The 19277-nt window shown below is 64.3% G+C and carries 27 protein-coding genes; 9 read left to right on the forward strand and 18 right to left on the reverse strand.

Translation table 11 applies throughout. The annotated features are described in order from the left end of the window. Positions 1–21: 21 nt before the first annotated feature. On the forward strand, positions 22–768 hold the full coding sequence (locus VEIS_RS16790) for a FadR/GntR family transcriptional regulator (RefSeq protein ID WP_011811173.1): 747 nt from the start codon (positions 22–24) through the stop codon (positions 766–768). 279 nt (positions 769–1047) lie between these two features. Here the strand turns inward: VEIS_RS16790 and argG are convergent, their stop codons facing one another. Further along, entirely contained in the window at positions 1048–2409 is a 1362-nt protein-coding gene (gene argG, locus VEIS_RS16795) for an argininosuccinate synthase (RefSeq protein ID WP_011811174.1), read from the reverse strand. A 166-nt stretch (positions 2410–2575) separates the two neighbouring features. Here argG and VEIS_RS27815 point away from each other — a divergent pair, with 166 nt between their 5' ends. Further along, entirely contained in the window at positions 2576–2785 is a 210-nt protein-coding gene (locus VEIS_RS27815) for a hypothetical protein (protein ID WP_157048553.1), read from the forward strand. A gap of 77 nt (positions 2786–2862) precedes the next feature. Here the strand turns inward: VEIS_RS27815 and murB are convergent, their stop codons facing one another. Further along, positions 2863–3945 (reverse strand): UDP-N-acetylmuramate dehydrogenase, encoded by a 1083-nt coding sequence (gene murB, locus VEIS_RS16800; RefSeq protein WP_011811176.1) that lies wholly within the window; start codon positions 3943–3945, stop codon positions 2863–2865. A gap of 64 nt (positions 3946–4009) precedes the next feature. On the opposite strand from murB, the gene VEIS_RS16805 reads away from it, so the two are divergent. The 3 genes from VEIS_RS16805 to VEIS_RS16815 are packed head-to-tail and all read left to right on the forward strand — an operon-like array spanning position 4010 to position 6211. Beyond that, positions 4010–4495, forward strand: a complete 486-nt coding sequence (locus tag VEIS_RS16805) for a YajQ family cyclic di-GMP-binding protein (RefSeq protein ID WP_011811177.1) — start codon at positions 4010–4012, stop codon at positions 4493–4495. Positions 4496–4535: 40 nt separating this feature from the next. Beyond that, on the forward strand, positions 4536–5210 hold the full coding sequence (locus tag VEIS_RS16810; RefSeq protein WP_049773948.1) for a retropepsin-like aspartic protease family protein: 675 nt from the start codon (positions 4536–4538) through the stop codon (positions 5208–5210). 8 nt (positions 5211–5218) lie between these two features. After that, positions 5219–6211, forward strand: a complete 993-nt coding sequence (locus VEIS_RS16815; RefSeq protein ID WP_011811179.1) for an HD-GYP domain-containing protein — start codon at positions 5219–5221, stop codon at positions 6209–6211. Between the two features lie 9 nt (positions 6212–6220). On the opposite strand, the gene plsY is transcribed toward VEIS_RS16815, so the two are convergent. The 3 genes from plsY to VEIS_RS29835 form a co-directional block, all read right to left on the reverse strand. Beyond that, on the reverse strand, positions 6221–6841 hold the full coding sequence (gene plsY, locus VEIS_RS16820; RefSeq protein WP_041950963.1) for a glycerol-3-phosphate 1-O-acyltransferase PlsY: 621 nt from the start codon (positions 6839–6841) through the stop codon (positions 6221–6223). 377 nt (positions 6842–7218) lie between these two features. Beyond that, positions 7219–7497, reverse strand: coding sequence for a replication initiator protein A (locus VEIS_RS31695; RefSeq protein ID WP_198137881.1), 279 nt, complete (start codon positions 7495–7497; stop codon positions 7219–7221). Further along, a complete protein-coding gene (locus VEIS_RS29835; protein WP_011811182.1) occupies positions 7461–7880 on the reverse strand; it encodes a replication initiator protein A in 420 nt (139 codons plus the stop codon). Before VEIS_RS29835 ends, VEIS_RS31695 begins: the two co-directional genes overlap by 37 nt. A 69-nt stretch (positions 7881–7949) precedes the next feature. Between VEIS_RS29835 and VEIS_RS16830 the strand changes: the two genes are divergently transcribed. Beyond that, positions 7950–8300 carry a type II toxin-antitoxin system RelE/ParE family toxin gene (locus tag VEIS_RS16830; protein WP_011811183.1) on the forward strand — a complete coding sequence of 117 codons (351 nt, stop codon included), beginning with the start codon at positions 7950–7952 and terminating at the stop codon, positions 8298–8300. A 5-nt stretch (positions 8301–8305) separates the two neighbouring features. Then, a complete protein-coding gene (locus VEIS_RS16835; protein WP_011811184.1) occupies positions 8306–8590 on the forward strand; it encodes an XRE family transcriptional regulator in 285 nt (94 codons plus the stop codon). A 10-nt stretch (positions 8591–8600) separates the two neighbouring features. On the opposite strand, the gene VEIS_RS28940 is transcribed toward VEIS_RS16835, so the two are convergent. The 10 genes from VEIS_RS28940 to VEIS_RS16875 all read right to left on the reverse strand — a co-directional run bounded on the left by VEIS_RS28940 (position 8601) and on the right by VEIS_RS16875 (position 14861). After that, positions 8601–8747: a hypothetical protein gene (locus VEIS_RS28940; protein WP_157048554.1), complete on the reverse strand. Its 147-nt coding sequence runs from the start codon at positions 8745–8747 to the stop codon at positions 8601–8603. A gap of 3 nt (positions 8748–8750) precedes the next feature. Then, positions 8751–8909: a hypothetical protein gene (locus tag VEIS_RS28945; RefSeq protein WP_157048555.1), complete on the reverse strand. Its 159-nt coding sequence runs from the start codon at positions 8907–8909 to the stop codon at positions 8751–8753. Positions 8910–9002: 93 nt separating this feature from the next. Further along, positions 9003–9179, reverse strand: a complete 177-nt coding sequence (gene relB, locus VEIS_RS16840) for a type II toxin-antitoxin system RelB family antitoxin (RefSeq protein ID WP_011811186.1) — start codon at positions 9177–9179, stop codon at positions 9003–9005. Then, complete coding sequence (locus VEIS_RS16845; protein WP_011811187.1) at positions 9176–9601, reverse strand: type II toxin-antitoxin system VapC family toxin; 426 nt, start codon at positions 9599–9601, stop codon at positions 9176–9178. The genes relB and VEIS_RS16845 overlap by 4 nt, the downstream gene beginning before the upstream one ends. After that, positions 9598–9855 carry a FitA-like ribbon-helix-helix domain-containing protein gene (locus tag VEIS_RS16850; protein ID WP_011811188.1) on the reverse strand — a complete coding sequence of 86 codons (258 nt, stop codon included), beginning with the start codon at positions 9853–9855 and terminating at the stop codon, positions 9598–9600. Before VEIS_RS16850 ends, VEIS_RS16845 begins: the two co-directional genes overlap by 4 nt. A gap of 189 nt (positions 9856–10044) precedes the next feature. Next, positions 10045–11106, reverse strand: a complete 1062-nt coding sequence (locus tag VEIS_RS16855; protein ID WP_011811189.1) for an aldo/keto reductase — start codon at positions 11104–11106, stop codon at positions 10045–10047. Positions 11107–11488: 382 nt separating this feature from the next. Next, positions 11489–12670 (reverse strand): cystathionine beta-lyase, encoded by a 1182-nt coding sequence (gene metC, locus VEIS_RS16860; RefSeq protein WP_011811190.1) that lies wholly within the window; start codon positions 12668–12670, stop codon positions 11489–11491. 28 nt (positions 12671–12698) lie between these two features. After that, positions 12699–13427 carry an amino acid ABC transporter ATP-binding protein gene (locus tag VEIS_RS16865; RefSeq protein ID WP_011811191.1) on the reverse strand — a complete coding sequence of 243 codons (729 nt, stop codon included), beginning with the start codon at positions 13425–13427 and terminating at the stop codon, positions 12699–12701. Beyond that, a complete protein-coding gene (locus tag VEIS_RS16870; RefSeq protein WP_011811192.1) occupies positions 13424–14173 on the reverse strand; it encodes an amino acid ABC transporter permease in 750 nt (249 codons plus the stop codon). Before VEIS_RS16870 ends, VEIS_RS16865 begins: the two co-directional genes overlap by 4 nt. Next, a complete protein-coding gene (locus VEIS_RS16875) occupies positions 14166–14861 on the reverse strand; it encodes an amino acid ABC transporter permease (RefSeq protein WP_011811193.1) in 696 nt (231 codons plus the stop codon). The genes VEIS_RS16870 and VEIS_RS16875 overlap by 8 nt, the downstream gene beginning before the upstream one ends. A 17-nt stretch (positions 14862–14878) precedes the next feature. Between VEIS_RS16875 and VEIS_RS28950 the strand changes: the two genes are divergently transcribed. Then, the gene (locus VEIS_RS28950) at positions 14879–15061 is read left to right on the forward strand and encodes a hypothetical protein (RefSeq protein ID WP_157048556.1); all 183 of its coding nucleotides are present in this window, start codon (positions 14879–14881) and stop codon (positions 15059–15061) included. Here the strand turns inward: VEIS_RS28950 and VEIS_RS16880 are convergent. From VEIS_RS16880 to VEIS_RS16890, 3 genes are read right to left on the reverse strand one after another with little or no spacing between them, the layout of a single operon-like run. Beyond that, on the reverse strand, positions 15036–15860 hold the full coding sequence (locus VEIS_RS16880; RefSeq protein ID WP_011811194.1) for an ABC transporter substrate-binding protein: 825 nt from the start codon (positions 15858–15860) through the stop codon (positions 15036–15038). The genes VEIS_RS28950 and VEIS_RS16880 overlap by 26 nt on opposite strands. 28 nt (positions 15861–15888) lie before the next feature. Then, entirely contained in the window at positions 15889–16515 is a 627-nt protein-coding gene (locus VEIS_RS16885; protein WP_011811195.1) for a cysteine dioxygenase family protein, read from the reverse strand. Continuing rightward, positions 16512–18305 (reverse strand): rhodanese-like domain-containing protein, encoded by a 1794-nt coding sequence (locus tag VEIS_RS16890; RefSeq protein ID WP_083758655.1) that lies wholly within the window; start codon positions 18303–18305, stop codon positions 16512–16514. Before VEIS_RS16890 ends, VEIS_RS16885 begins: the two co-directional genes overlap by 4 nt. Before the next feature lie 12 nt (positions 18306–18317). Here VEIS_RS16890 and VEIS_RS16895 point away from each other — a divergent pair, with 12 nt between their 5' ends. After that, positions 18318–19232: a LysR family transcriptional regulator gene (locus VEIS_RS16895; RefSeq protein WP_011811197.1), complete on the forward strand. Its 915-nt coding sequence runs from the start codon at positions 18318–18320 to the stop codon at positions 19230–19232. Positions 19233–19277: the final 45 nt, after the last annotated feature.

A 19277-nucleotide genomic window follows, 5' to 3' on the forward strand; every position in this document is an offset into this window, starting at 1 on the left:
TCTTTTCTTCGAGCCACCACCATGGGACTGCACCAATCTGACCTCGGGTACCGTTGCCCACCGGAACGCAAAAGCAGGCATTCGCGCATCGTGCACGAACTCGGCATTCGAATCGTGGCGGGGGACTACAAGCCCGGGGAGAAACTGCCGCAGGAGGCGCGGCTTTGCGCAACTTACTCGGTCAGCAGGCCCGTCCTGCGCGAAGTCATGCGCGTGCTCGTCGCCAAGGGCCTGGTGATATCCCGGCAAGGCGCTGGCGCAATCGTCAGGGAGCGGATCGACTGGCACTTGCTCGATCCCGATGTCTTGTACTGGATGATCCAGTCCAGACCGGCGCAAGAGTTCGTCGAGACGCTGATGACGATGCGGCGAATCTTTGAGCCGGCCACGGCGGCGCTTGCGGCAAAGGTAGCTTCCGCGCAAGCGCTGGAGAAAATCGCACAGGCATTCGCCGGGATGGAAGCGGCCAGCACGCCCCAAGAGCTGCTCGAGCCCGACCTGGCGTTCCACCGGAGCATCGCCCAGGCCACCGGCAACGACCTGGTCGCCTACATTGCAAACATGCTGTCGCTTGCGTTGAGCGAGTCCATCAAACTCAGCAGCAAGCACCCGAACACACACGCATTGTCCCTGCCCCGCCACAAGGCGATTCTCACCGCGCTGGTGAACCGTGACCCGCTCGCCGCGCGCCAAGCGACGCTTGTGCAACTCGACGAAACCCACGGTGACATTGCGCGCATCCTCGATTCCGGCATCGATCTGGCGTAACGCAGCGACCCATTCGCCGCCACGGCACGGGTGCGCAAGCCCAAGGGCGCATCGAACATTGCGTCAACGAAGCCCATGGGTTCGTCGGACGCCTCGATCGCCTGCTCCGCATGGCCGTTGGCGCCGGCGCCGGGCAAGGCCCGGTGCACATCGATGGTCTTGGCCAATCCGTCGCCGGGCGCGATCGTGCCGTTGCTGCTGGAGTAAACACTGTGCGCCGGAGCCGGAGCGCTTGCCGGGGTGGCGGCAAGATACCGCCGCTGCCGATGGCTCGGTCGCTCAGTCAGCCGCCGGCGCCAAGCCTTGCGGGCGGTCGTTGTCCAGTTGGGCCAGCGCCGCATTGCCGCCGAGCGACAACAGGCCGGCGCGCGCGTACACGCCGAGTTTGTCGCGGGTGTCCGCGATGTCCAGGTTGCGCATGGTCAGTTGGCCAATGCGGTCCAGCGGCGAGAACGGCGCGTCTTGCACCTTCTCCATCGACAGGCGCTCGGGCGCGTAGCTCAGGTGGGGGCTTTCGGTGTCGAGCAGCGAGTAGTCGTTGCCACGGCGCAGTTCCAGCGTCACGGTGCCGGTGACGGCCCGCGCCACCCAGCGTTGGGCGGTTTCGCGCAGCATGATCGCCTGCGGGTCGAACCAGCGGCCTTGGTAGAGCAGACGGCCGAGCTTGAGGCCATTCATGCGGTATTGCTCGATGGTGTCTTCGTTGTGGATGCCGGTCACCAGGCGCTCGTAGGCGATGTGCAGCAGCGCCAGCCCCGGGGCCTCGTAGATGCCGCGACTCTTGGCCTCGATGATGCGGTTTTCGATCTGGTCGCTCATGCCCAGACCATGGCGGCCGCCGATGCGGTTGGCCTCCAGGATCAGTTCCACCGGGTCGCTGAACGACACACCATTGAGTGCCACGGGCCGGCCTTCTTCGAAGCGCACCGACACTTCTTCGCGCCGGATCTCGACCTCGTCTTTCCAGAACGCCACCCCCATGATCGGATGGACGATGCGGATGCTGCGGCAAAGCAGTTCCAGATCCTTGGCTTCGTGCGTAGCGCCGAGCAGGTTGCTGTCAGTGCTGTAGGCTTTTTCGGCGCTCATCCTGTAGCCGAAACCGGCCTGCGCCATAAACGCCGACATTTCCGCGCGGCCGCCCAACTCGTCGATGAAGAGCGGGTCGAGCCAGGGCTTGTAGATCTTCAGCGCCGGGTTGGTCAGCAGGCCGTAGCGGTAAAAGCGCTCGATGTCATTGCCCTTGAAGGTCGAGCCGTCGCCCCAGATGTCGACCTCGTCTTGCTTCATCGCGGCCACCAGCATGGTGCCGGTGACGGCACGGCCCAGAGGCGTGGTGTTGAAGTAGGCCAGGCCGGCAGTGCAAATGTGGAAGGCGCCGGCCTGCAGGGCGGCAATGCCTTCATGGGCCAGTTGCGTGCGGCAGTCGATCAGGCGGGCCTTTTCGGCGCCGTATTCGAGCGCTTTGCGCGGTATGGCGTCGTAGTCGGGCTCGTCAGGCTGGCCCAGATGGGCGGTGTAGGCGTAGGGCTTGGCGCCCTTGCGCTTCATCCAGAGCAAGGCGGCGCTGGTGTCCAGGCCGCCGGAGAAAGCGATACCGACTTTCTGGCCGGTGGGCAGGTTTTGGAGAATGGTGGCCATGAGTAAATAAGAAAAGAGTGTCCGTTGCGATCTTGGGAATGCGGTCGGTCGAAATGGCAGATGCTGGCAGATGCGCTACCGGGCGGCCTCGGTCATGCGAATGTCGGGCGGACGTTGGGCATGCACATTGCCGGGCACGCCGAATTTTCGCCCGCCGAGGACTCTAGTGTCGCGTCACCGATCATCTGTCGGTCCGCGCTGGCCATCGAAGCGCATCGCGGCGTTGCATCGCTTGCCAATACGCTCGGTATTGGCTGCGCGATGCGCCTTGCGCTGCGCTCCGATGGCTGCGCGCAGCCTACAACATCTGATCGGTGACGCGACACTAGGCCAATGGCCGGCGTCTGCGAGCATACCCTGCCCGGCTCCTGTCTGAAGTCCGGCCGGACCAGCACCTGATATCGACCGGCCCGGCGCCCCGCAGCCCTGCGGCCAACCCCATCCCGCCCCGCCCTACACCACCACCGGCTCGGGTTCGAGCCGGATGCCGAAGCGCTCGTAGACACTGGTTTGTATGGCTTTGGCCAGCGTCATGACCTCGCCGCCGGTCACGCTGTCACCGTTGCTGCCCCGGTTCACCAGCACCAGGGCCTGCTTTTCATACACGCCGGCCTTGCCGATCGTTTTGCCCTTCCAGCCGCAGACCTCGATCAGCCAGCCGGCGGCCAGTTTGAAGCTGCCGTCGAGCATGGGGTAATGCACAACCCTGGGGTCGCGCGCGATGATGTCGGCGCATTGGTCGGGCGACACCGTGGGGTTTTTGAAGAAGCAGCCGACGTTGCCGAGCACCGCCGGGTCCGGCAGCTTGGCGCGGCGGATGTCGCAGACCCAGTCGAAGATTTGTCTGGCATCGGGGTGCGCGACACCGGTCTCGACGCAGCGACGCTCCAGGTCGAGATAGCCCAGCACGGGCTTCCAGGGCCGGGGCAGCCGAAACCGCACATGGGTGATCACGGCCCTGCCCGCCAGGCCCATGCCACGGGGCAAGCCGCTGCCGGTCTGCGCACCAGGGTCGGCAGCGGCGGCATGCCGGAAAACGGAATCCCGGTAAGCGAAGCCGCAGCCGGCTGCATCCAGCGTGAAAGCCTGGCCCGTGGCCAGATCGATGGCGTCCAGCGACTCGAAGCGGTCTTGCAACTCGACCCCATAGGCGCCGATGTTTTGCACCGGCGACGCACCCACCGTGCCCGGGATCAGGGCCAGGTTCTCCAGCCCCGGAAGCCCCTGCGCCAGCGTCCAGGTCACGAAGTCGTGCCAGTTCTGGCCCGCAGCGGCCTCGATGATCCAGGCTTTGGGGCCTGCTGCCAGCACACGCAGCCCCATGATCTCCATCTTGAGCACCACCGGCTTGACATCGCCCGTCAGGACGATGTTGCTGCCGCCGCCCAGCACCAGTTTCGGCAACGGGGCCAGTTCGGCATCGGCGGCTACGGCTTGCAAATCAGCCACAGAGCGCACGCGCACCAGGGCCTGGGCGCGCGCGGCGATGCCAAAGGTGTTCCAAGGCTGCAAAGAGACGTTGTTCTCGACTACCATTGGCCCGATTGTCGCATTGGGCCGTCTGCGCCATGCCCCGTGTTTTCCGAGACCGAGAGCCACCATGCCATCTTTTGACACTGTTTGCGAAGCCAACCTGGTTGACGTCAGGAACGCGGTCGAGAACACCGCCAAGGAAATCGCCACCCGTTTCGACTTCAAAGGCACTGCGGCCAGCATAACGATCCAGGAGCGCGAGATCACGCTCATCGGCGACGCCGACTTCCAACTCACCCAGATCGAAGACGTGCTGCGCAACAAGTTGACCAAGCGCAGCGTCGATGTGCGCTTTCTCGACATCGGCGAGGTGCGCAAGATCGGCGGCGACAAGGTCAAACAGTTGCTCAAGGTGCGCAGCGGCATCGAAAGCGAACTGGCCAGGAAGATCCAGAAGCTGCTCAAGGACAGCAAGCTCAAGGTCCAGGGCGCGATCCAGGAAGACAAGGTGCGCGTGACCGGCGCCAAGCGCGACGACTTGCAGGCCGCGATGGCCCTGATCCGCAAGGAGGTGACCGATGTGCCGCTGTCGTTCGACAACTTCCGCGATTGAGCCGGCGCAGCGTCGTCCTCCCCCCCACCATCCATCGACCATGACCGAGCCACGGACATTGCGCCAGCAGCCAACCGCCCGGCGCGCCTTGGCGGCCCTGTGCGGCGCGCTCTGGCTGCTGCCCTCGGCGGGCCATGCCCAGTCGGTCACCCTGGCCGGCATGCTCGGCAGCAAAGCCTTGCTGGTGGTGGATGCCAACCCGCCGCGTGCCGTGGGCGTGGGGGAGCAATACCAGGGGGTGAAAGTGATCGCGACCACCAGGGAAGAGGCGACCGTCGAAATCCGGGGCGTGCGCAACACCCTGCGGCTGGGTGCGCCGGTGAGCGTCGGCGGGCGCAGCGGCAGCGGCAAGCGCATCACGCTGATCGCCGACAGCCGTGGCCATTTCGTGAACAGCGGCACCATCAATGGGCAGGTGATGCAGTTCATGATAGATACCGGAGCCTCCACCGTCGCCGTCGGGCGCACGGACGCCGACCGGATGGGGCTGAAATACAAAAACGGCCAGCCGATGCGCATGAACACCGCCAATGGCATCGGCCAAGGCTGGTGGATGAAGCTCGACTCGGTGCGCATCGGTGATGTCGAGGTGTTTGACGTGGATGCGGTCATCACCGAGCAACCCATGCCCTATGTGCTGCTGGGCAACAGCTTTCTGACCGAGTTTCAAATGACCCGCATCAACGACCGGTTGGTGCTGGAAAAACGCCAGTGAGGGCCGCCATGTCTGCCTCCCCCAACACCGCCGGCAACCCGGACCCCGAGGGCGAGTACGAAGACCTGCTGGGCCTGTGGTCCGATCTGGAATCGGGGCTGTCCGCGCTGCTGTCCTGGCCATTGCAGGCGCAGGACTTTGCGCAAAAGCTGCGGCAGTTCGATGCCTGGTTGCAGGACCTGGTGGCGCACGACATCGATGCCGCGCTGTACCTGATGTTTCAGTTGGCGTCGACCTCCACCGTCGGCTACAGCGCTTCGCACGCACTGGTTTGCGGCACGCTGTGCCACATCATGGCGCATGAGCTGCAACTGCCCCGGCCAGAGCGCGACAGCCTGGTGCGGGCCGCGCTGACGATGAACATCGGCATGACCGCGCTGCAAAACGAACTGGCCGAACAACGCGAACGCCCCAGCGCCATGCAGCAGCAGGCGATCGACAAGCATCCCGCTGCGGGCCAGGCCCTGCTCGAGCGGCTGCACATCACCGACGCGCTGTGGCTGGCGGTCGTCGGACAGCACCACGCCAGCAGCGCGCAGCGCGTGCCGCTGGCCACGCAGACAGCGCCAGCGCGGCTGGCGCGCATCCTGGGCACCATAGACCGCTACGCGGCGATGATCAGCCCGCGAAAATCACGCGCCGGGCGCAGCGCCACCGACTCGGTGCGCGCCATCGTGGGACAGCAAGTCGATCAGCGCGACGAACTCAGCCATGCGCTGGTGCGCTGCATCGGACTATGCCCTCCGGGCACCTTCGTCAAGCTGGACAACGGCGATACGGCCCTCGTGCTGCGCCGCAGCGACAAGCCCAACCATCCGCTGGTGGCCAGCCTGCTCGAACGCAACGGCAGCCCGTATTCCCGGCCCAGCCTGTACCAGACCGCGAGCGGAAAACCCCGCATACAGTTCGCGCTGGCACGCTCTGCCGTGAGCCTGGAACTCGACCACCGCACCATGGTGCGCCTGGGCTTGTATGCAGCGCAGGCCTGTGTCGACGAATGACCGGATGGGTCACCGAACGGCTTTGCGCCCCCCCAGGCGCGCCTCCTTGCCCGCGATCAGCCGCCGGATATTGTCCCTGTGCCGCCAGGCCAGCAGCAGCGCCATCGCCCCCATCGCCGCCGCCATCGGTGCCGCGCCCCCCATCAGCAGGTAGCAGACCGGCGCAAACGCCGCAGCCACCAGCGAGGCCAGCGACGAATAGCGCGAAACCAGGGCCACGACGAGCCAGGCCACGGCCGTGGCCAGCCCCAACCAGCCGCTGATGCCGAGCAGCACACCCAGCGCCGTGGCCGCGCCCTTGCCACCGGCAAAGCGGAAGAACACCGGCCACAGATGCCCCACGAATGCCGCCAGCCCCACGCTGGCCGCGCAGCCATCTTCCAGACCATGGGGGCGCCCGAACTCCAGCACCAGCGCCACCGGCAACCAGCCTTTGAGCGCGTCGAGCAGCAGCGTCACGACCGCCGCAACCGGGCTGCCGGAGCGCAGTACATTGGTCGCGCCGGGGTTCTTGCTGCCATAGGTGCGCGGATCGCTCAGACCCATGAGCCGCGTCACGATGACCGCGAACGACAGCGAGCCCAGCAGGTAGGCGGCCACGGTGGCAAGTACGGGATACAGGGCGGTCAAAACGACTCCTTGGGAATTCATGGCGGTTTTGTCGGGCTTGTCGGGCTTGTCGGGCTTGTCGGGCTTGCGGGTGTTGCGCGCCAGGCCCGCTTGCACGCGGCATGGCCCGAGCGGCCACGGCGGCCTATTTTGCCAGCACTGTCTTGCCGCGCCTCAACAAAGAGTCATGGCCGCAGGCCGCCAACGGCGTTTCGTTTTGCGCAGGTGGTCGAGTTATCCACAACGGCCAAGGTTTTAAGGTTTTATATATGTTTTAAGAGTTTTAGAGCGAAAAACCACCGAAAAATCGTTACAAATCAATGACTTGCATGGGTGCCCGGTTCCTGATGGACGGGCTATCCACAAGCTGGACGCTCGAAACAGGCCGGCTCCGTCGATTAGGAACCGTTGGCGACAAAATCCCCCGACCAGGTGGCCGCCCTGTCGCCATCTCTGCGTCTATCAGGAACCGGCGCGATGACGCGCCTTGCTCGATGCGCTGGCCGCTGGACTGGTGACGCCGGCACGCTGGCCGCACGGGCCTTGCCAGCAGCGCGGCGGGCAAGCCGATACAGGAACCGGCCTATGCCCGGCTCGATCAGAAAATACTCGGGATGGACGGTCAAGACGGCCGGGGATTTCACCTCGACCACCTCGCTATAGAGCCACTGCGGCACCTCGATAGAAACGCTCGTAAGCCGGCCATTGTCGGCATAGGAAACCGTCTCGTAGCGTTAATCAGTCCTACCCCCTTGGCCGTGCGCAAAGCCCGCTTGCCCTTGGCCTGCGTCACCATCTCCACGAACGTGGTGCCAAGGCGCTTCAACGCCCCTTCGATTTCCTCGTACTGGCGGCCACCATCGGAGCGGCGGCAGAACTTGAGAATTTCCGACATATGCGGTCGAAAGATGCGGCTCGGCTTCTCGCCACGCCCTTCGCGGTAGCGGTTCATGGCGTCGGTCAGATGAGAAATTGCCATCAGCACTATGTCATAGTCCCAAACTGAAGCCATGCCGGCCTCGCCTGAACTCGCATTCGATCCGGCCAGCTTGCATTGCATCACCGCCAGCTCACATTATTTGCAAATCACCCACTTGCACAATCGTACCAATGTTGGTACGATTGCATCATGCTTAGCCCAACTCCTCCTATCCTCCTTGTTTTCTTTTTCAAATACGAGTCGGGCAATGAGCCAGTGCGAGACTGGCTGAAAAATTTGCCAGCCATCGAGCGGAAGGCTATCGGCGAAGATATCAAAACCGTGCAATTCGGCTGGCCATTGGGAATGCCTTTGGTGCGCAAAATGGGCAAGGATCTTTGGGAAGTGCGTATCCACCTTCAGACTCGAATTGCCCGTGTTTTATTCACCGTCAACGGGAACACCATGGTGCTGCTCCATGGGTTCATCAAAAAATCCAGCAGCACCCCGGCGGATGACCTCGCGCTCGCGAAAAACCGACTAAAACAAGTCAAGGAGTGAAGACCATGGAAAACAAACACATCGGCAGCAATTTCGACGATTTTCTGGCCGAGGAAGCTTTATTGGAAGACGCGATGGCGACGGCTATGAAGCGGGTCATTGCCTGGCAGATTGAGCAGGAAATGAAAGCACAGAAGCTTTCCAAGACGGCCATGGCCACCAAGATGCATACCAGCCGTGCGGCGCTGAATCGGTTGCTCGATGCCACTGATACCAGCCTGACCCTGACAACGCTGGCCAGCGCCGCTGCCGCTTTGGGAAAGCGGGTCCGGGTAGAGTTGGTTGTTTGATTCCAGCATGTCAGGCTGAGGTATAGCTCGCCAGCGTCGTGAGCGCCTTTTCAAACGTCCGAAAGCGCACCGGGCGGCCTTCGTGGGTGATGGCGTGCAAGGTCTGTCCCTGACGGGCATACAAGGCGAAGCCTTGGCCGTCGTCGGGGTAAAGCACGGCCTACACGCGCTCCGCGTTCGGGGTGTCGCAAGCGGCATTCAGGCGGTGGAACGTCCACGCCCTGCCCTTCCTTACCTTCGGTTCGATCTGCTCAAAAAAAGCGTTTGCCATCGTCTCTGCCTGTTCGGTCGATACGCCCAATTCTTGGTTCGTGTTCATCTCTGCAGCTCCTGAAAAAACCGGCGTTAGCGCGCCGGGTTGGTATTGGTGACAAGTAGATCTCGCCGGCGAGATTCGTTTGTCACCACATCGTCACGGCGCTTTCCGCGCCGCGTGTTCTGTCGGCCTGCCCTCTCCCAAGCGGGCAAGCTGGGCATCCATCCGGGCCATGACTTCCTCATGCGAGATGCTTGGCCGGGGGTCGTCGATGGCCGCCTGAATCTCGGCGGCCAGCCAACGGGTGTAAGCGTCTCGGCGCTGCTGTTTCACGGCAAAGCCTCCCAAGGGTCGATGACCTGAAGCCCTCCGGCCTCAAATGGGCTGGTGTCGCGTGTCGCCACTATCAGGCCGTGCGCGGCGGCCGTGGCCGCGATGTAGCCGTCTGCCTTGGCGATGGCTTTGCCCCCTGCCCTGGCCCGCGCCATCAGCTCGGCATAGGTCTTGGACATGTCCAGGTCGAAGGCCAGCACGCGGCCGGCGAAGTTCGGCAAAACCTCATCCTCTAGCCGTTGTTGGTAGATCGTGCGGCGCTTGCCCTCGGGCATCGTCGCAAGGCCATAGCGCAGCTCTGCGACCGTAACGGCAGACAGATAGAGCGTTTCAATAGCCTGAGCATCGATCCACGCCAGCACGTTGGAATCCGGGTTAACCTTCCACAACTCGGAAATGACGTTGGTATCGAGGACGATCATTCAAACCTCATCGGCTCGGCCGGCGTCCTGTCACGCACGCTCTCAAACAGGGCGTGTTCTTCATCTGTCAGGCCGCCCGCCTCGCGGGCGATGGATGCCAACAAGGAACCCAGCTTGACGCGCTCGGGCGGCCGGGTGGCGATTTCCAGAATGTCGCGGATTTCCGCCTCTGTGCTGCGGCCATGATGTGCGGCACGCACGCGAAGCGCACGGTGCACGGCATCAGGCAGGTTTCTTACATGTACGTTTGCCATTTGGCAGTCCTCCGTAGGTAACGCTATCGATGATACCATTTTATATTATGTGATATCAAAACTGCCTGCCACCGGCACCCCTTTGCTGCGGGCGCGCAAGGGCGTATAGGGGCGTACAGGGGCGTATAGGGGCGCGGACCGTGCCCTGCGACTGCCCACCAGCCCCGAATCGCATCCTGCGGCGGCTGCTCACAAGGCCGGATCGCGTATCTCCCACCGGATCGCATCGATGCCCTGCAACACCTCGGGCGACAAGGTCGTGCCCCAGGCATTCAGGTTTTCGTCGAGCTGTGCCACCGAGGTCACGCCAATGATGGTGCTGCTCACCTGCCACTTGGTGTAGCAAAACGCCAGCGCCATCTGCGTCGGCGTGAGGCCGTTGGCGCGGGCCAGCGCGTTGTAGCGCCGCGCAGCGAGCAGCGCTTCGGCCCGCCCCCAGCGCTGCTTGCGCATCGACTCGTAAACGGTGATGCGCGCGCCCCGGGGCGCGGACGGGCCTGTGGCGCCGCCCTGGTCGTACTTGCCCGTCAGCAGACCGAAACCCAGCGGCGAGTAGGCCAGCAGAGAGACCCCGAGCCGGTGGCAGGTTTCGTCCAGCCCGTTTTCCCAGGTGCGGTTGATCAGGCAGTACGGGTTCTGCACCGTCGCCACCCGTGGCAGACCATGCTGCTCGGCCAGGCGCACGAATTCGTGCACGCCATAGGGCGTCTCGTTGGACAGGCCGATCGCGCGCACCTTGCCTGCCTTGACCAGCCCGGCGAGCGTGTCGAGTTGCTCGCGGATGGGCGTGGCCGAGGTCTCCCGGACAGGGTCGTAGTAGAGATTGCCGAATGCGGGCACATGGCGCTCGGGCCAGTGGATCTGGTACAGGTCGATCACATCGGTCTGCAAGCGGCGCAGGCTGCCCTCGCACGAGGCCACGATGTCGGCGGCCGTCATGCCCTTGCCAGTGCGCACCCAGGACGTGCCACGCGACGGACCTGCCACCTTGGTGGCCAGCACCAGTTGCTGGCGCGCGCCCGGATTTTTGGCCAGCCAGCGGCCAATGATGGTCTCGGTGGCGCCATAGGTCTCGGCCCTGACGGGCACCGAGTACATCTCGGCGGTGTCGATGAAATTCACGCCACGCGCCAGCGAGTGGCTCAAGATGGCATGCGCATCGGCCTCGCCCACCTGCTCGCCGAAAGTCATGCTGCCCAGGCAGATCGGGGTGACGAGCAGGCCGCTGTGACCCAGGGATACTTTGTTCATGCGGGGAAAACTCCAAAAAACAGGCAACGCAGCCAAGAACGAAAAACCACCGATGCCACCCATGCGAGCGGTGGTGCAGCCGCTGCCACATGCATGCACCCGAGCGATGGCATGGCGATGGTACCCAAACGGGCGCCGCTCAGCGTGGGCGGCTGCGCGATGACGGCGATCGAGGCGATGGCGCATGTGGCGTATCTGGCGCATCGGCTGTCTCCGGCGCTCCATGACCGATGGCGCAGTGGCCTGCTACCTGCCGCAGCGCCGCGTGCGGGCGGGGTGAAAATCCGAAGGCCCGGCAGAAGATTCCCGGCTGCTTGCAGACGCCCCAAGGGGCCGGTATCTCTGCTGCATCATCCATTCCTGCCGGGCGCCCTCTCACCCCTCATGGCCCGAGCACACCCGCAATCGCCTGCTCCAGATCGGCGATCAGATCCGCGCAATTTTCCAGGCCGACATGCAATCGCAAAACGCCGGCCGCCCCATGCCAACTGCGATGCGCCGAGAGTTTTTCGCAGGTTGCCGGCAACACCAGGCTCTCGTAGCCACCCCATGAGGCGCCTATGTCGAAAAGCACCAGCGCATCGGCGATGGCAAACAGGCGCGCCTCGCTGCAGTCACGAAATTGCACCGACAGCAAGCCGTTGGCCCCCCGGAAATCGCGCCGCCACAGCGCATTGCCGGGGTCGGTCGCCAGCGCCGGGCAGTAGACCCGCTCGACCTTCGGATGCGCGGCCAACCACTGTGCGACGGCCAGCGCATTGTGCTGATGCTGCTGCATGCGCACGGCCAGCGTGCGCAGTCCGCGCAGCGCCAGGTAGGCTTCATCGGGGCTGACGGCCAGGCCCAGCGCATCGTAGGTTTTTGTCAGTTGCGCCGCATGGGCGGCGTCCTGGGTGACGATCACGCCCTGCATCAGGTCGGAGTGGCCGCCGATGTATTTGGTCCCGGCCATCAGCGAGATGTCGGCCCCCAGCGCCAACGGATTGAACCAATAGCCCGAGGCCCAGGTGTTGTCCGCCACCACGCTGATGCCGCGCGCGTTGCAGATGGCCACGATGGGCACCAAATCGATCATCTCGAACAGCAGCGAGCCGGGCGTCTCGACATAGACCACCCGGGTATGGGGCTGCAAGCAGTCTTCTATCGGCTGCGTCGACGGATCGAAATAACCCACTTGCACGCCCATGCGGGCCAAATGGCCGGCATCGAGCTTGCGCACCGGTTGGTAGACGCTGTCGGTGACCAGCACATGGTCTCCCGGGGCCGTGAGCGCCAGCAGTGACAGCGAGATTGCCGCCAGCCCGGACGGTGTCAGCCAGGCCCGCGTCCCGCCTTCGAGTTCGCATAGCGCCTGCTCCAGCGCGCGCTGCGTGTCCATGCCATGCCGGCCGTAGGTGCTGACGGGCTGGCCGCTGGCACGCTTGCCGACCTGCGCCTGCATCGCCGCAATGCTCTGGAAACGCACGGTGCTGGTTCGGACCACGGGTGTGTTGACCGGGCCACTTTCAGCGTTCAGCGCGGGGCGGCCGCAATGGGCCAGGCGGGTATCGAGATGAAGTGGCATGGGGCGAACTCTTCAAAAAAGGGGATGCTCAGGCACGGCGCACATCGGCCAGGAAAGTCCGCAAACGCGGATTGCCGGGGTGGGTAAAAAATGGCTCCGGCGGCGCATCCTCGACGATGGCGCCATCGGCCATGAAGATCACGCGGTCGGCCACCTCGCGCGCGAAACCCATCTCGTGCGTCACGCACACCATGGTCATTCCGTCGCTGACCAATTCGCGCATCACGGCCAGCACCTCGCCCACCATCTCCGGGTCGAGCGCGCTCGTGGGTTCGTCAAACAGGATCAGCGGTGGTTTCATCGCCAGCGCACGCGCGATCGCCACGCGCTGCTGCTGGCCACCCGACAGATGGTCCGGGCGGACATGGGCCTTGTCCTGCAGACCCACGCGCCCGAGCAGACGGATGCCGCTGGCCTGTGCCTCTTGCACGGACTGGCCCTGCAGGCGGCGCAGCGCCAGCGTGACGTTTTCCAGCGCGCTCAGGTGCGGAAAAAGATTGAAGCTCTGGAACACGAAGCCGACCCCTTGCCGGTATCGATTGATGTCCCGCTCGCGCGTGGGCAGCGGCCGGCCATTGACCGATATCAGGCCCGCGTCGATCTTTTCCAGGCGGTTGATGGTGCGCAGCAAGGTTGACTTGCCGGAGCCCGAAGGCCCGCAGATCACGACCACTTCACCGCGCTTGAAGACCAGGTTGATGTCCTTGAGCACATGCAGGCTGCCGTAGTGTTTGTGGACATGCGAGAAGTCGATCATGCTTTCCCTTCCGGCGCCGGCGCTGTGGCCATGGGCGCGGGCGCTGTGGCCATGGGTGGCGCCGCAGGGCTTTGGGTATAGCGCTTTTCGAGCCAGCGGCCGATCAGGGTCAACGGGTAGCACAGCGCGAAGAACGTCAGTGACAGCAACGCAAAGACCTGCAGCGATCGGTTGCCCAGGCGATCGTTCAGGTCGAGAAACTGCTGGGTGGTCTCGGCCAAGCCTATGAGTGAGCCTAGCGATGTTTCCTTGATCAGGATCACGAGCTGGCCGACGATGCTGGGCGTCACGTTGCGCATGGCCTGTGGCCCGACGACGCGCCGCAAAGCGGCCAGGTGGCCAAAGCCCATCGCGCGCGCGGCCTCGTACTGGCCCCGGTGCAGGGCCTGCATGCCGGCGCGGATCGTCTGCGACAGATAGGCGCCGTTGAAGATCACCAACGTCACCAGCACCGAGGTGAATCCCGACAGCCCATGGCCCATCAGCCATGGCAAGACCAGGTAATGGATCCACAGCAGATGCATCAACAGCGGCACGCTGCGCATGTAAAAGACCAGTCCGGTCGAGGCCGCTGCCACCGCTGGCCAGGTCGATGTCAGGCCCAGTGCCAGGATCACCCCGGCGGGCAAGGCCAGCACCAGCCCGGCGAGCGCCAGCAGCAGCGTCAGCACCACGCCGCCCAGCGGTCCGTTCGGGTAGTGGCCGATCAGGATCTGCAACCAATACCCGTGCACGATCTCAAGCAACTGCGCCTCCTTTGGCCCAGCGCTCGTAGCGCATGGCCAGCAAAGTCAATAGCGAGCAGACGATCAGATAGGACAAGGTGGCGAACGCATACGGCTCGACGATTCTGAAAGTGGCGTCCTGGACCCGCCGCGTGGCGTTGATCAACTCGACGACGCCTATCATCAGCGTGACGCTGGTGTTCTTCGTGATGACCATGGCCTGGCCGATCAACGGCGGAATCACGGCCTCGATGGCCTGCGGAAAAATCACCCACCGGAAACTGCGCAGGAAGCCGAACCCGAGGGCGCGCGCGGCTTCGATCTGTCCGCCGGAGATCGAGCGGATGCCGCTGCGGATGTCCTCGGCGACGAAGGACGCCGAATACACGATCAGCGCGGTGGCCCCCGCGATCATGCTCAGGTCCTGCTCGTAAATCCACTCCTTGACCGCCAGCGGCAAGAGTTCGGTGGCGCCGAAGTACCAGAACATCGCGTGCACCAGCAGCGGCACGCAGCGAACGAAGTCGACATAGGCGGCGGCGATGGCGCGGATCGGCCGCCAGCGCGACAGACTGGCCAGCGACACCAGGGTGCCGAGCAACAAACTGCCGGCGATCGCAATCGCGGCAAGCTCCAGCGTGGTCGCCAGGCCGGCGAGCAGCGAGGCGCCGTATTGCGCCCAGAGCACGACCGTCGCGTTCCATGTCATGGGGGTGTTCCTGTTGGGTGTCGCGTCACCGACGCATCTGTCGGTCTGCGCGGGCCATCGAAGCGCATCGCGGCGTTGCATCGCTTGCCGATACGCTCGGTCGCTCGGTATGGGCGGAGCGCAGCCTGCGACATCTGAGCGGTGACGCGACACTGGCCGCGCCGACGCCTGCGGTCATTGCGTGTCGGCAGAGAAGGTGAAGTTGCGCTTGCGCTTGAGCGGTGAGTTGGCGCCGAACCAGCGGTCGTAGCTGACCTGGGCCTGGCCCGATTTTTCCATGTCGAGCATGGTCTGGTTGACGGCGGCCAGCAGTTTGGGCCGCTCCTTGTGCACGCCGATACCCAGCTTTTCGAGCACCAGATATTCATTGAACATCGCGTATTTGCCCGGGGTCGAGCGCATCAGGCCGAGCAGCGTCGTCTCGTCGGCGGCCATGGCTTGCACCTTGCCTTGTTCCAGCGCCAGAAAGGCCGTGGCCGGCGTCACGAAGCCGATCGGCTTGGCGCCCGGTATCTTCTGGCTCACGGCCGGACCGGTGAGCCCCCCCTCGATCACCGACACCCGCTTGTTCTCCATGTCCGACAAAGCCTTCATCGGACGGCTCGCCGGCGTGATGATCGCGGTGCCGGTGACCAGGTGGGGGTGGCTGAAACTGATCAGTTCCTGGCGCTCGGGGGTGATCGTGACCGAGGCCAGCGCCAGATCGACCCGGCCCTGCTGCACTTCGGGAATCCGGGTGGCCGTGGTGACGAATTTCAGTTCCGGCTTCACCCCCAGGGTCTTGGCAACGGCCTCGCACAGATCGATGTCATAGCCCACGTTCTTGCGGGTTTGCGGGTCTTCGATGTAGGAAAAGGGAACGGTATTGCTGCCCACGCCGCAAATCAGCGTTCCGCGCGCCTTGATGGTGTCGATTTCGTCTGCGCTGGCCGTGCCGGCCAGGCTTGCCGCGAGCACCAGCAAGGCTGCTGCCGCGCACGAGGTGATGGCGTTTTTCATGGGTTCATGGCTCCTGCAAGAATGCGCGTCATGCGCGGGCATCGGTCGCCAGCCTCGACGGGGCGAGATTTTTCAGATTGAAGCGCGTCACCGCGCCGGTTTGCAGGTCAAACCCCTGGCGCTCGTCCAGCGCTTCCAGCGGCCTGCCATACAGGTGAAAGTGCCGCGTGCCGCCGTCGCCCTGGATGTGAATGCTGTGTATGTCTTGCGCCAGAAACTGAATGCCGGCACCACGGCGCACCGTGAATTCCCTCTCGAGCCTGATCTGCGCGCGGGTCGCGTCCGAGCCGTCATCGAGCCGCTGGTAGATCCGGTTGAGCTCCTCGCCCTCCAGCGCCTCGATCACTGCCCAGGTCATGTGGTTGTGCGCCAATGTGCTCTTGCCCGGGTTGAGCACGTTCAGGTAGAGCGAGAAATCGGTCTGCGGATCGGTATGGACAAGATAGCGCACGCTGCCCGCGTCCTGCGCACCCGGCGGTGGAAAGCTCGTTGCCGGAAACAGCGCTGCGTGCTCTGTCACCAGTTTGCGCAGTTCGGCGCCGACCTTGGACAATGCCGCGCGCGTCGTTCCTTCGCTTTCGAGATGCCGGCGTACCGCCTGCATCAGCGCCTTGGCAGCCGCATCGCGGCGCTGTGGCAGGGACAGCTCATTCATCGCACATTCTCCTGGGGTTGCAAAAAATTGTCCTGCGCTGCGGCAGCGCAGTTGAAATCGACGCCGCTTTCCTTGCTGATTTGCCCGAGCAGATCGACCTCCCACTGCAGGTAGGCCGTCATCGCGGCGCTGCGATCGTCATGGTCGTAGGGGCTGTACCAGATGTCGTCGTTGCGGTCAGCCATGTGCTGGAAGCCGGTCGCGCAAGGCAGTCCCGCCGTGCGCCAAGCCTGCGTGCCGCCACGCAGCACCCGAACCGGCACGCGGCTGGCAGCTTGCGCATCGGCAGCGGCCAGCGCGGCGAACTGCCCATCGCGCGAAGCGAGCACCAGCAGGCGGTGCTCCGGCAGCCGGCCCAGGCTTTGGCGCAGGCGTGACCGGACCGCAAACCAGGCGCCGGGGATATGGCCTGCGGCATAGGTCAGGCTGTCGTCCAGATCGACGACCAGCGCCTGGCCTGGCTGCTCCAGCCATGCCTTGAGCTCGAAGACCGGGAGCCAGTCGACCTGCGCCAGGTGCTCGCCGCCGAGAATCCTCGGCCCTTGCCAGCCACGGCGGAGCGCCGCGCCTGCGGAATGCAGCCCATCGCGCAGCACATGCACATCCTTGCAGCCCATTTGCAGCAGCCACGAGGCGGTCACCCGCGCGCGCACGCCGTTGTCGTCGACCAGCACCAGGCAAGCGTTGCGCACACCCACGTAATCGTCGGTGGACTGGACCAATTGCCCGCCCGGAGCACTGCGCGAGCCGGGCAGATGGCCGGCCTGGTATTCCTCGGGCGTTCTGACATCGAGCAGGTAGAGATTGCGCCCGCTGCGCTGCCGCAGCGCGGCCAACTGCCCGGCATCGATTTCGCTCACGCCGAAGCGCCGCGCAATGCGCTGCGATGCCGCGATGGCCTTGTGCAGCGCTCGTGGCGTGGGCGGCGGCGCCACTTCGGTCCGAGCATGCACCAGCGTGCCGCCGCTCAGATGCCATCCGGCGGTGCCGTTCTCGACGACGACGACGGGGTTGGCAATGCCGGCGTTGATCAGCGCCTGTGCGCCGATGATTCCACGGGTGCGTCCGGCACAGTTGACGACGATCGTCGTCTGATCGTTGTCGACCAAACCGAACACGCGATGAACCAACTCGGCGCCCGGGCAGGCGATGCCGCCCGGCAGGCTGTAGCGGTGGAACTCCTCATAAGGACGGCTGTCGAGCAGCAACATGTCCTTGCCCGATCGCATCCAATCGCGCAACGTGGCCGCAGAGATGCAAGGCGTCGCGCACGCGTGCTCGACATACTCCCCGAAAGCCTTGCTCGGCACGTAGACCCCCGAGAAAACCTGCAACCCGGCCGCCTTCCATGCGCTCAGCCCACCGCCGAGCAGGCTCAGGTTCGAGTAGCCCCAAGCGGCCAGCCGGCCGGCAGCGATCGCCGCCATGCCGTCCTGCGCGTCGCAGTCGTCGACCAGCACCATCCGCGTGTCGCGCCGCGGCACCAGCGCGTCGACGAGCCATTCCATCCGGTTCAGCGGCAGCGAGACCGCCGCAAAGATATGCCCGGCGGAAAACTGGCCGCCGTCACGCACATCCAGCAGCGCCAGTTCTGCGCCGTCGGACAGCAACCGCTGTAGTTCGATGGCGCTCACCCGGCGCCGGGCAAGCGGGGACGCGGAGCCGTCGTCACGGGACTTCGACAGGAGAAGGGGTTGAGCTTGTGTCATGGGCCGATACAAAAGGAATGCGATGAGGCTAACATCGCAACAAAATAAGTATTTCTGTATTTTTGGAATTTCAACTTTCATTTTTCTGAAGTCATGTCGATTCGCGAACTCGAAAGCCTGGTCGCGATCGCTGACAGCGGCAGCATCACGGCGGCAGCGGAGCGACTGTTTCTCAGCGTGCCGGCGGTCAGCGCGCAAATTGCCAGCCTGGAAGCGGCGCTGGGCACACCCATGCTGGACAGGAGGTACAAGCCGGCGCGCCTGAACCCGGCCGGCACGCTGCTGTGCGAGCGTGCACGCGCCGTGTTGAATTCATACCGGCAGTTCTACGAAACCGTGGCCAACACAGCCGACCTGGCCGGTGTGCTGGCGGTCGGCGCCTCGCCCACCGTCTTGACCACCGTGATTCCGAAAACACTGGTGGCATTGCGCAGCGCCCATCCCCGCATCCAGATCCGTATGCAATACGGCCGCGCCTGGAACCTCCTGAAAGATTTGCAGCATGGCCAGATCGATGCGCTGATCATCAGCCAGCCCCCGGTCTCGATGGGCAACACCCAATGGACGCAGTTCGCGCAAGAACCGGTGACGGTGATTGCCCCGCCCGGAGCCAAAGGGCGCAACGATGAATCACTGCTGGCCGAATATCCCTACATCCGCTTCGGCCAACGGTTCTGGGTGGCCGACACCATCGCCGCCCATCTGGCCGAACGCGGCATCGTGCCGCAACAGATCATGCAAGCCGACTCGCGCGAAGCCATCGCGCTGATGGTGCGCCACGGGCTTGGCGTGTCCATCGTTCCGGAGAGCGACCCGCCGCTGTCCAAGCTCTACGGGCTGCGCGAGGTCGCGCTCGGCAAACCGCCGTTGACGCGCAACATCGGCCTGGCGCAAACCCCCGGCAATCCCAAGCAGGCCCTGATCGATGCGCTGCTGCATGGACTCACGGAAGCCACCGTATCGAGCAGGATGAAGCCTGCGCCATCCCGCTCACTTGGTGGGACATAAGGATATTTGATGCCATTGCCCCGCCCCATGACAACGACTATGACA

Origin of the sequence: Verminephrobacter eiseniae EF01-2, assembly GCF_000015565.1 — a bacterium.
In the GTDB taxonomy this organism is placed as follows: domain Bacteria; phylum Pseudomonadota; class Gammaproteobacteria; order Burkholderiales; family Burkholderiaceae_C; genus Acidovorax; species Acidovorax eiseniae.

Coding starts and splice junctions, on each gene's coding strand:
- VEIS_RS16830 (WP_011811183.1), top strand. CDS start 7,950: ATGCTTAGCCCAACTCCTCCTATCCTCCTTGTTTTCTTTTTCAAATAC.
- VEIS_RS16850 (WP_011811188.1), bottom strand. CDS start 9,855: ATGGCAAACGTACATGTAAGAAACCTGCCTGATGCCGTGCACCGTGCG.
- VEIS_RS16815 (WP_011811179.1), top strand. CDS start 5,219: ATGTCTGCCTCCCCCAACACCGCCGGCAACCCGGACCCCGAGGGCGAG.
- VEIS_RS16790 (WP_011811173.1), top strand. CDS start 22: ATGGGACTGCACCAATCTGACCTCGGGTACCGTTGCCCACCGGAACGC.
- murB (WP_011811176.1), bottom strand. CDS start 3,945: ATGGTAGTCGAGAACAACGTCTCTTTGCAGCCTTGGAACACCTTTGGC.
- metC (WP_011811190.1), bottom strand. CDS start 12,670: ATGCCACTTCATCTCGATACCCGCCTGGCCCATTGCGGCCGCCCCGCG.
- VEIS_RS16890 (WP_083758655.1), bottom strand. CDS start 18,305: ATGAAAGTTGAAATTCCAAAAATACAGAAATACTTATTTTGTTGCGAT.
- VEIS_RS16835 (WP_011811184.1), top strand. CDS start 8,306: ATGGAAAACAAACACATCGGCAGCAATTTCGACGATTTTCTGGCCGAG.
- VEIS_RS16855 (WP_011811189.1), bottom strand. CDS start 11,106: ATGAACAAAGTATCCCTGGGTCACAGCGGCCTGCTCGTCACCCCGATC.
- VEIS_RS16885 (WP_011811195.1), bottom strand. CDS start 16,515: ATGAATGAGCTGTCCCTGCCACAGCGCCGCGATGCGGCTGCCAAGGCG.
- VEIS_RS16865 (WP_011811191.1), bottom strand. CDS start 13,427: ATGATCGACTTCTCGCATGTCCACAAACACTACGGCAGCCTGCATGTG.
- VEIS_RS16810 (WP_049773948.1), top strand. CDS start 4,536: ATGACCGAGCCACGGACATTGCGCCAGCAGCCAACCGCCCGGCGCGCC.
- VEIS_RS16805 (WP_011811177.1), top strand. CDS start 4,010: ATGCCATCTTTTGACACTGTTTGCGAAGCCAACCTGGTTGACGTCAGG.
- VEIS_RS16880 (WP_011811194.1), bottom strand. CDS start 15,860: ATGAAAAACGCCATCACCTCGTGCGCGGCAGCAGCCTTGCTGGTGCTC.
- VEIS_RS28945 (WP_157048555.1), bottom strand. CDS start 8,909: ATGAACACGAACCAAGAATTGGGCGTATCGACCGAACAGGCAGAGACG.
- VEIS_RS16875 (WP_011811193.1), bottom strand. CDS start 14,861: ATGACATGGAACGCGACGGTCGTGCTCTGGGCGCAATACGGCGCCTCG.
- argG (WP_011811174.1), bottom strand. CDS start 2,409: ATGGCCACCATTCTCCAAAACCTGCCCACCGGCCAGAAAGTCGGTATC.
- VEIS_RS16845 (WP_011811187.1), bottom strand. CDS start 9,601: ATGATCGTCCTCGATACCAACGTCATTTCCGAGTTGTGGAAGGTTAAC.
- VEIS_RS29835 (WP_011811182.1), bottom strand. CDS start 7,880: ATGCAATGCAAGCTGGCCGGATCGAATGCGAGTTCAGGCGAGGCCGGC.
- VEIS_RS16895 (WP_011811197.1), top strand. CDS start 18,318: ATGTCGATTCGCGAACTCGAAAGCCTGGTCGCGATCGCTGACAGCGGC.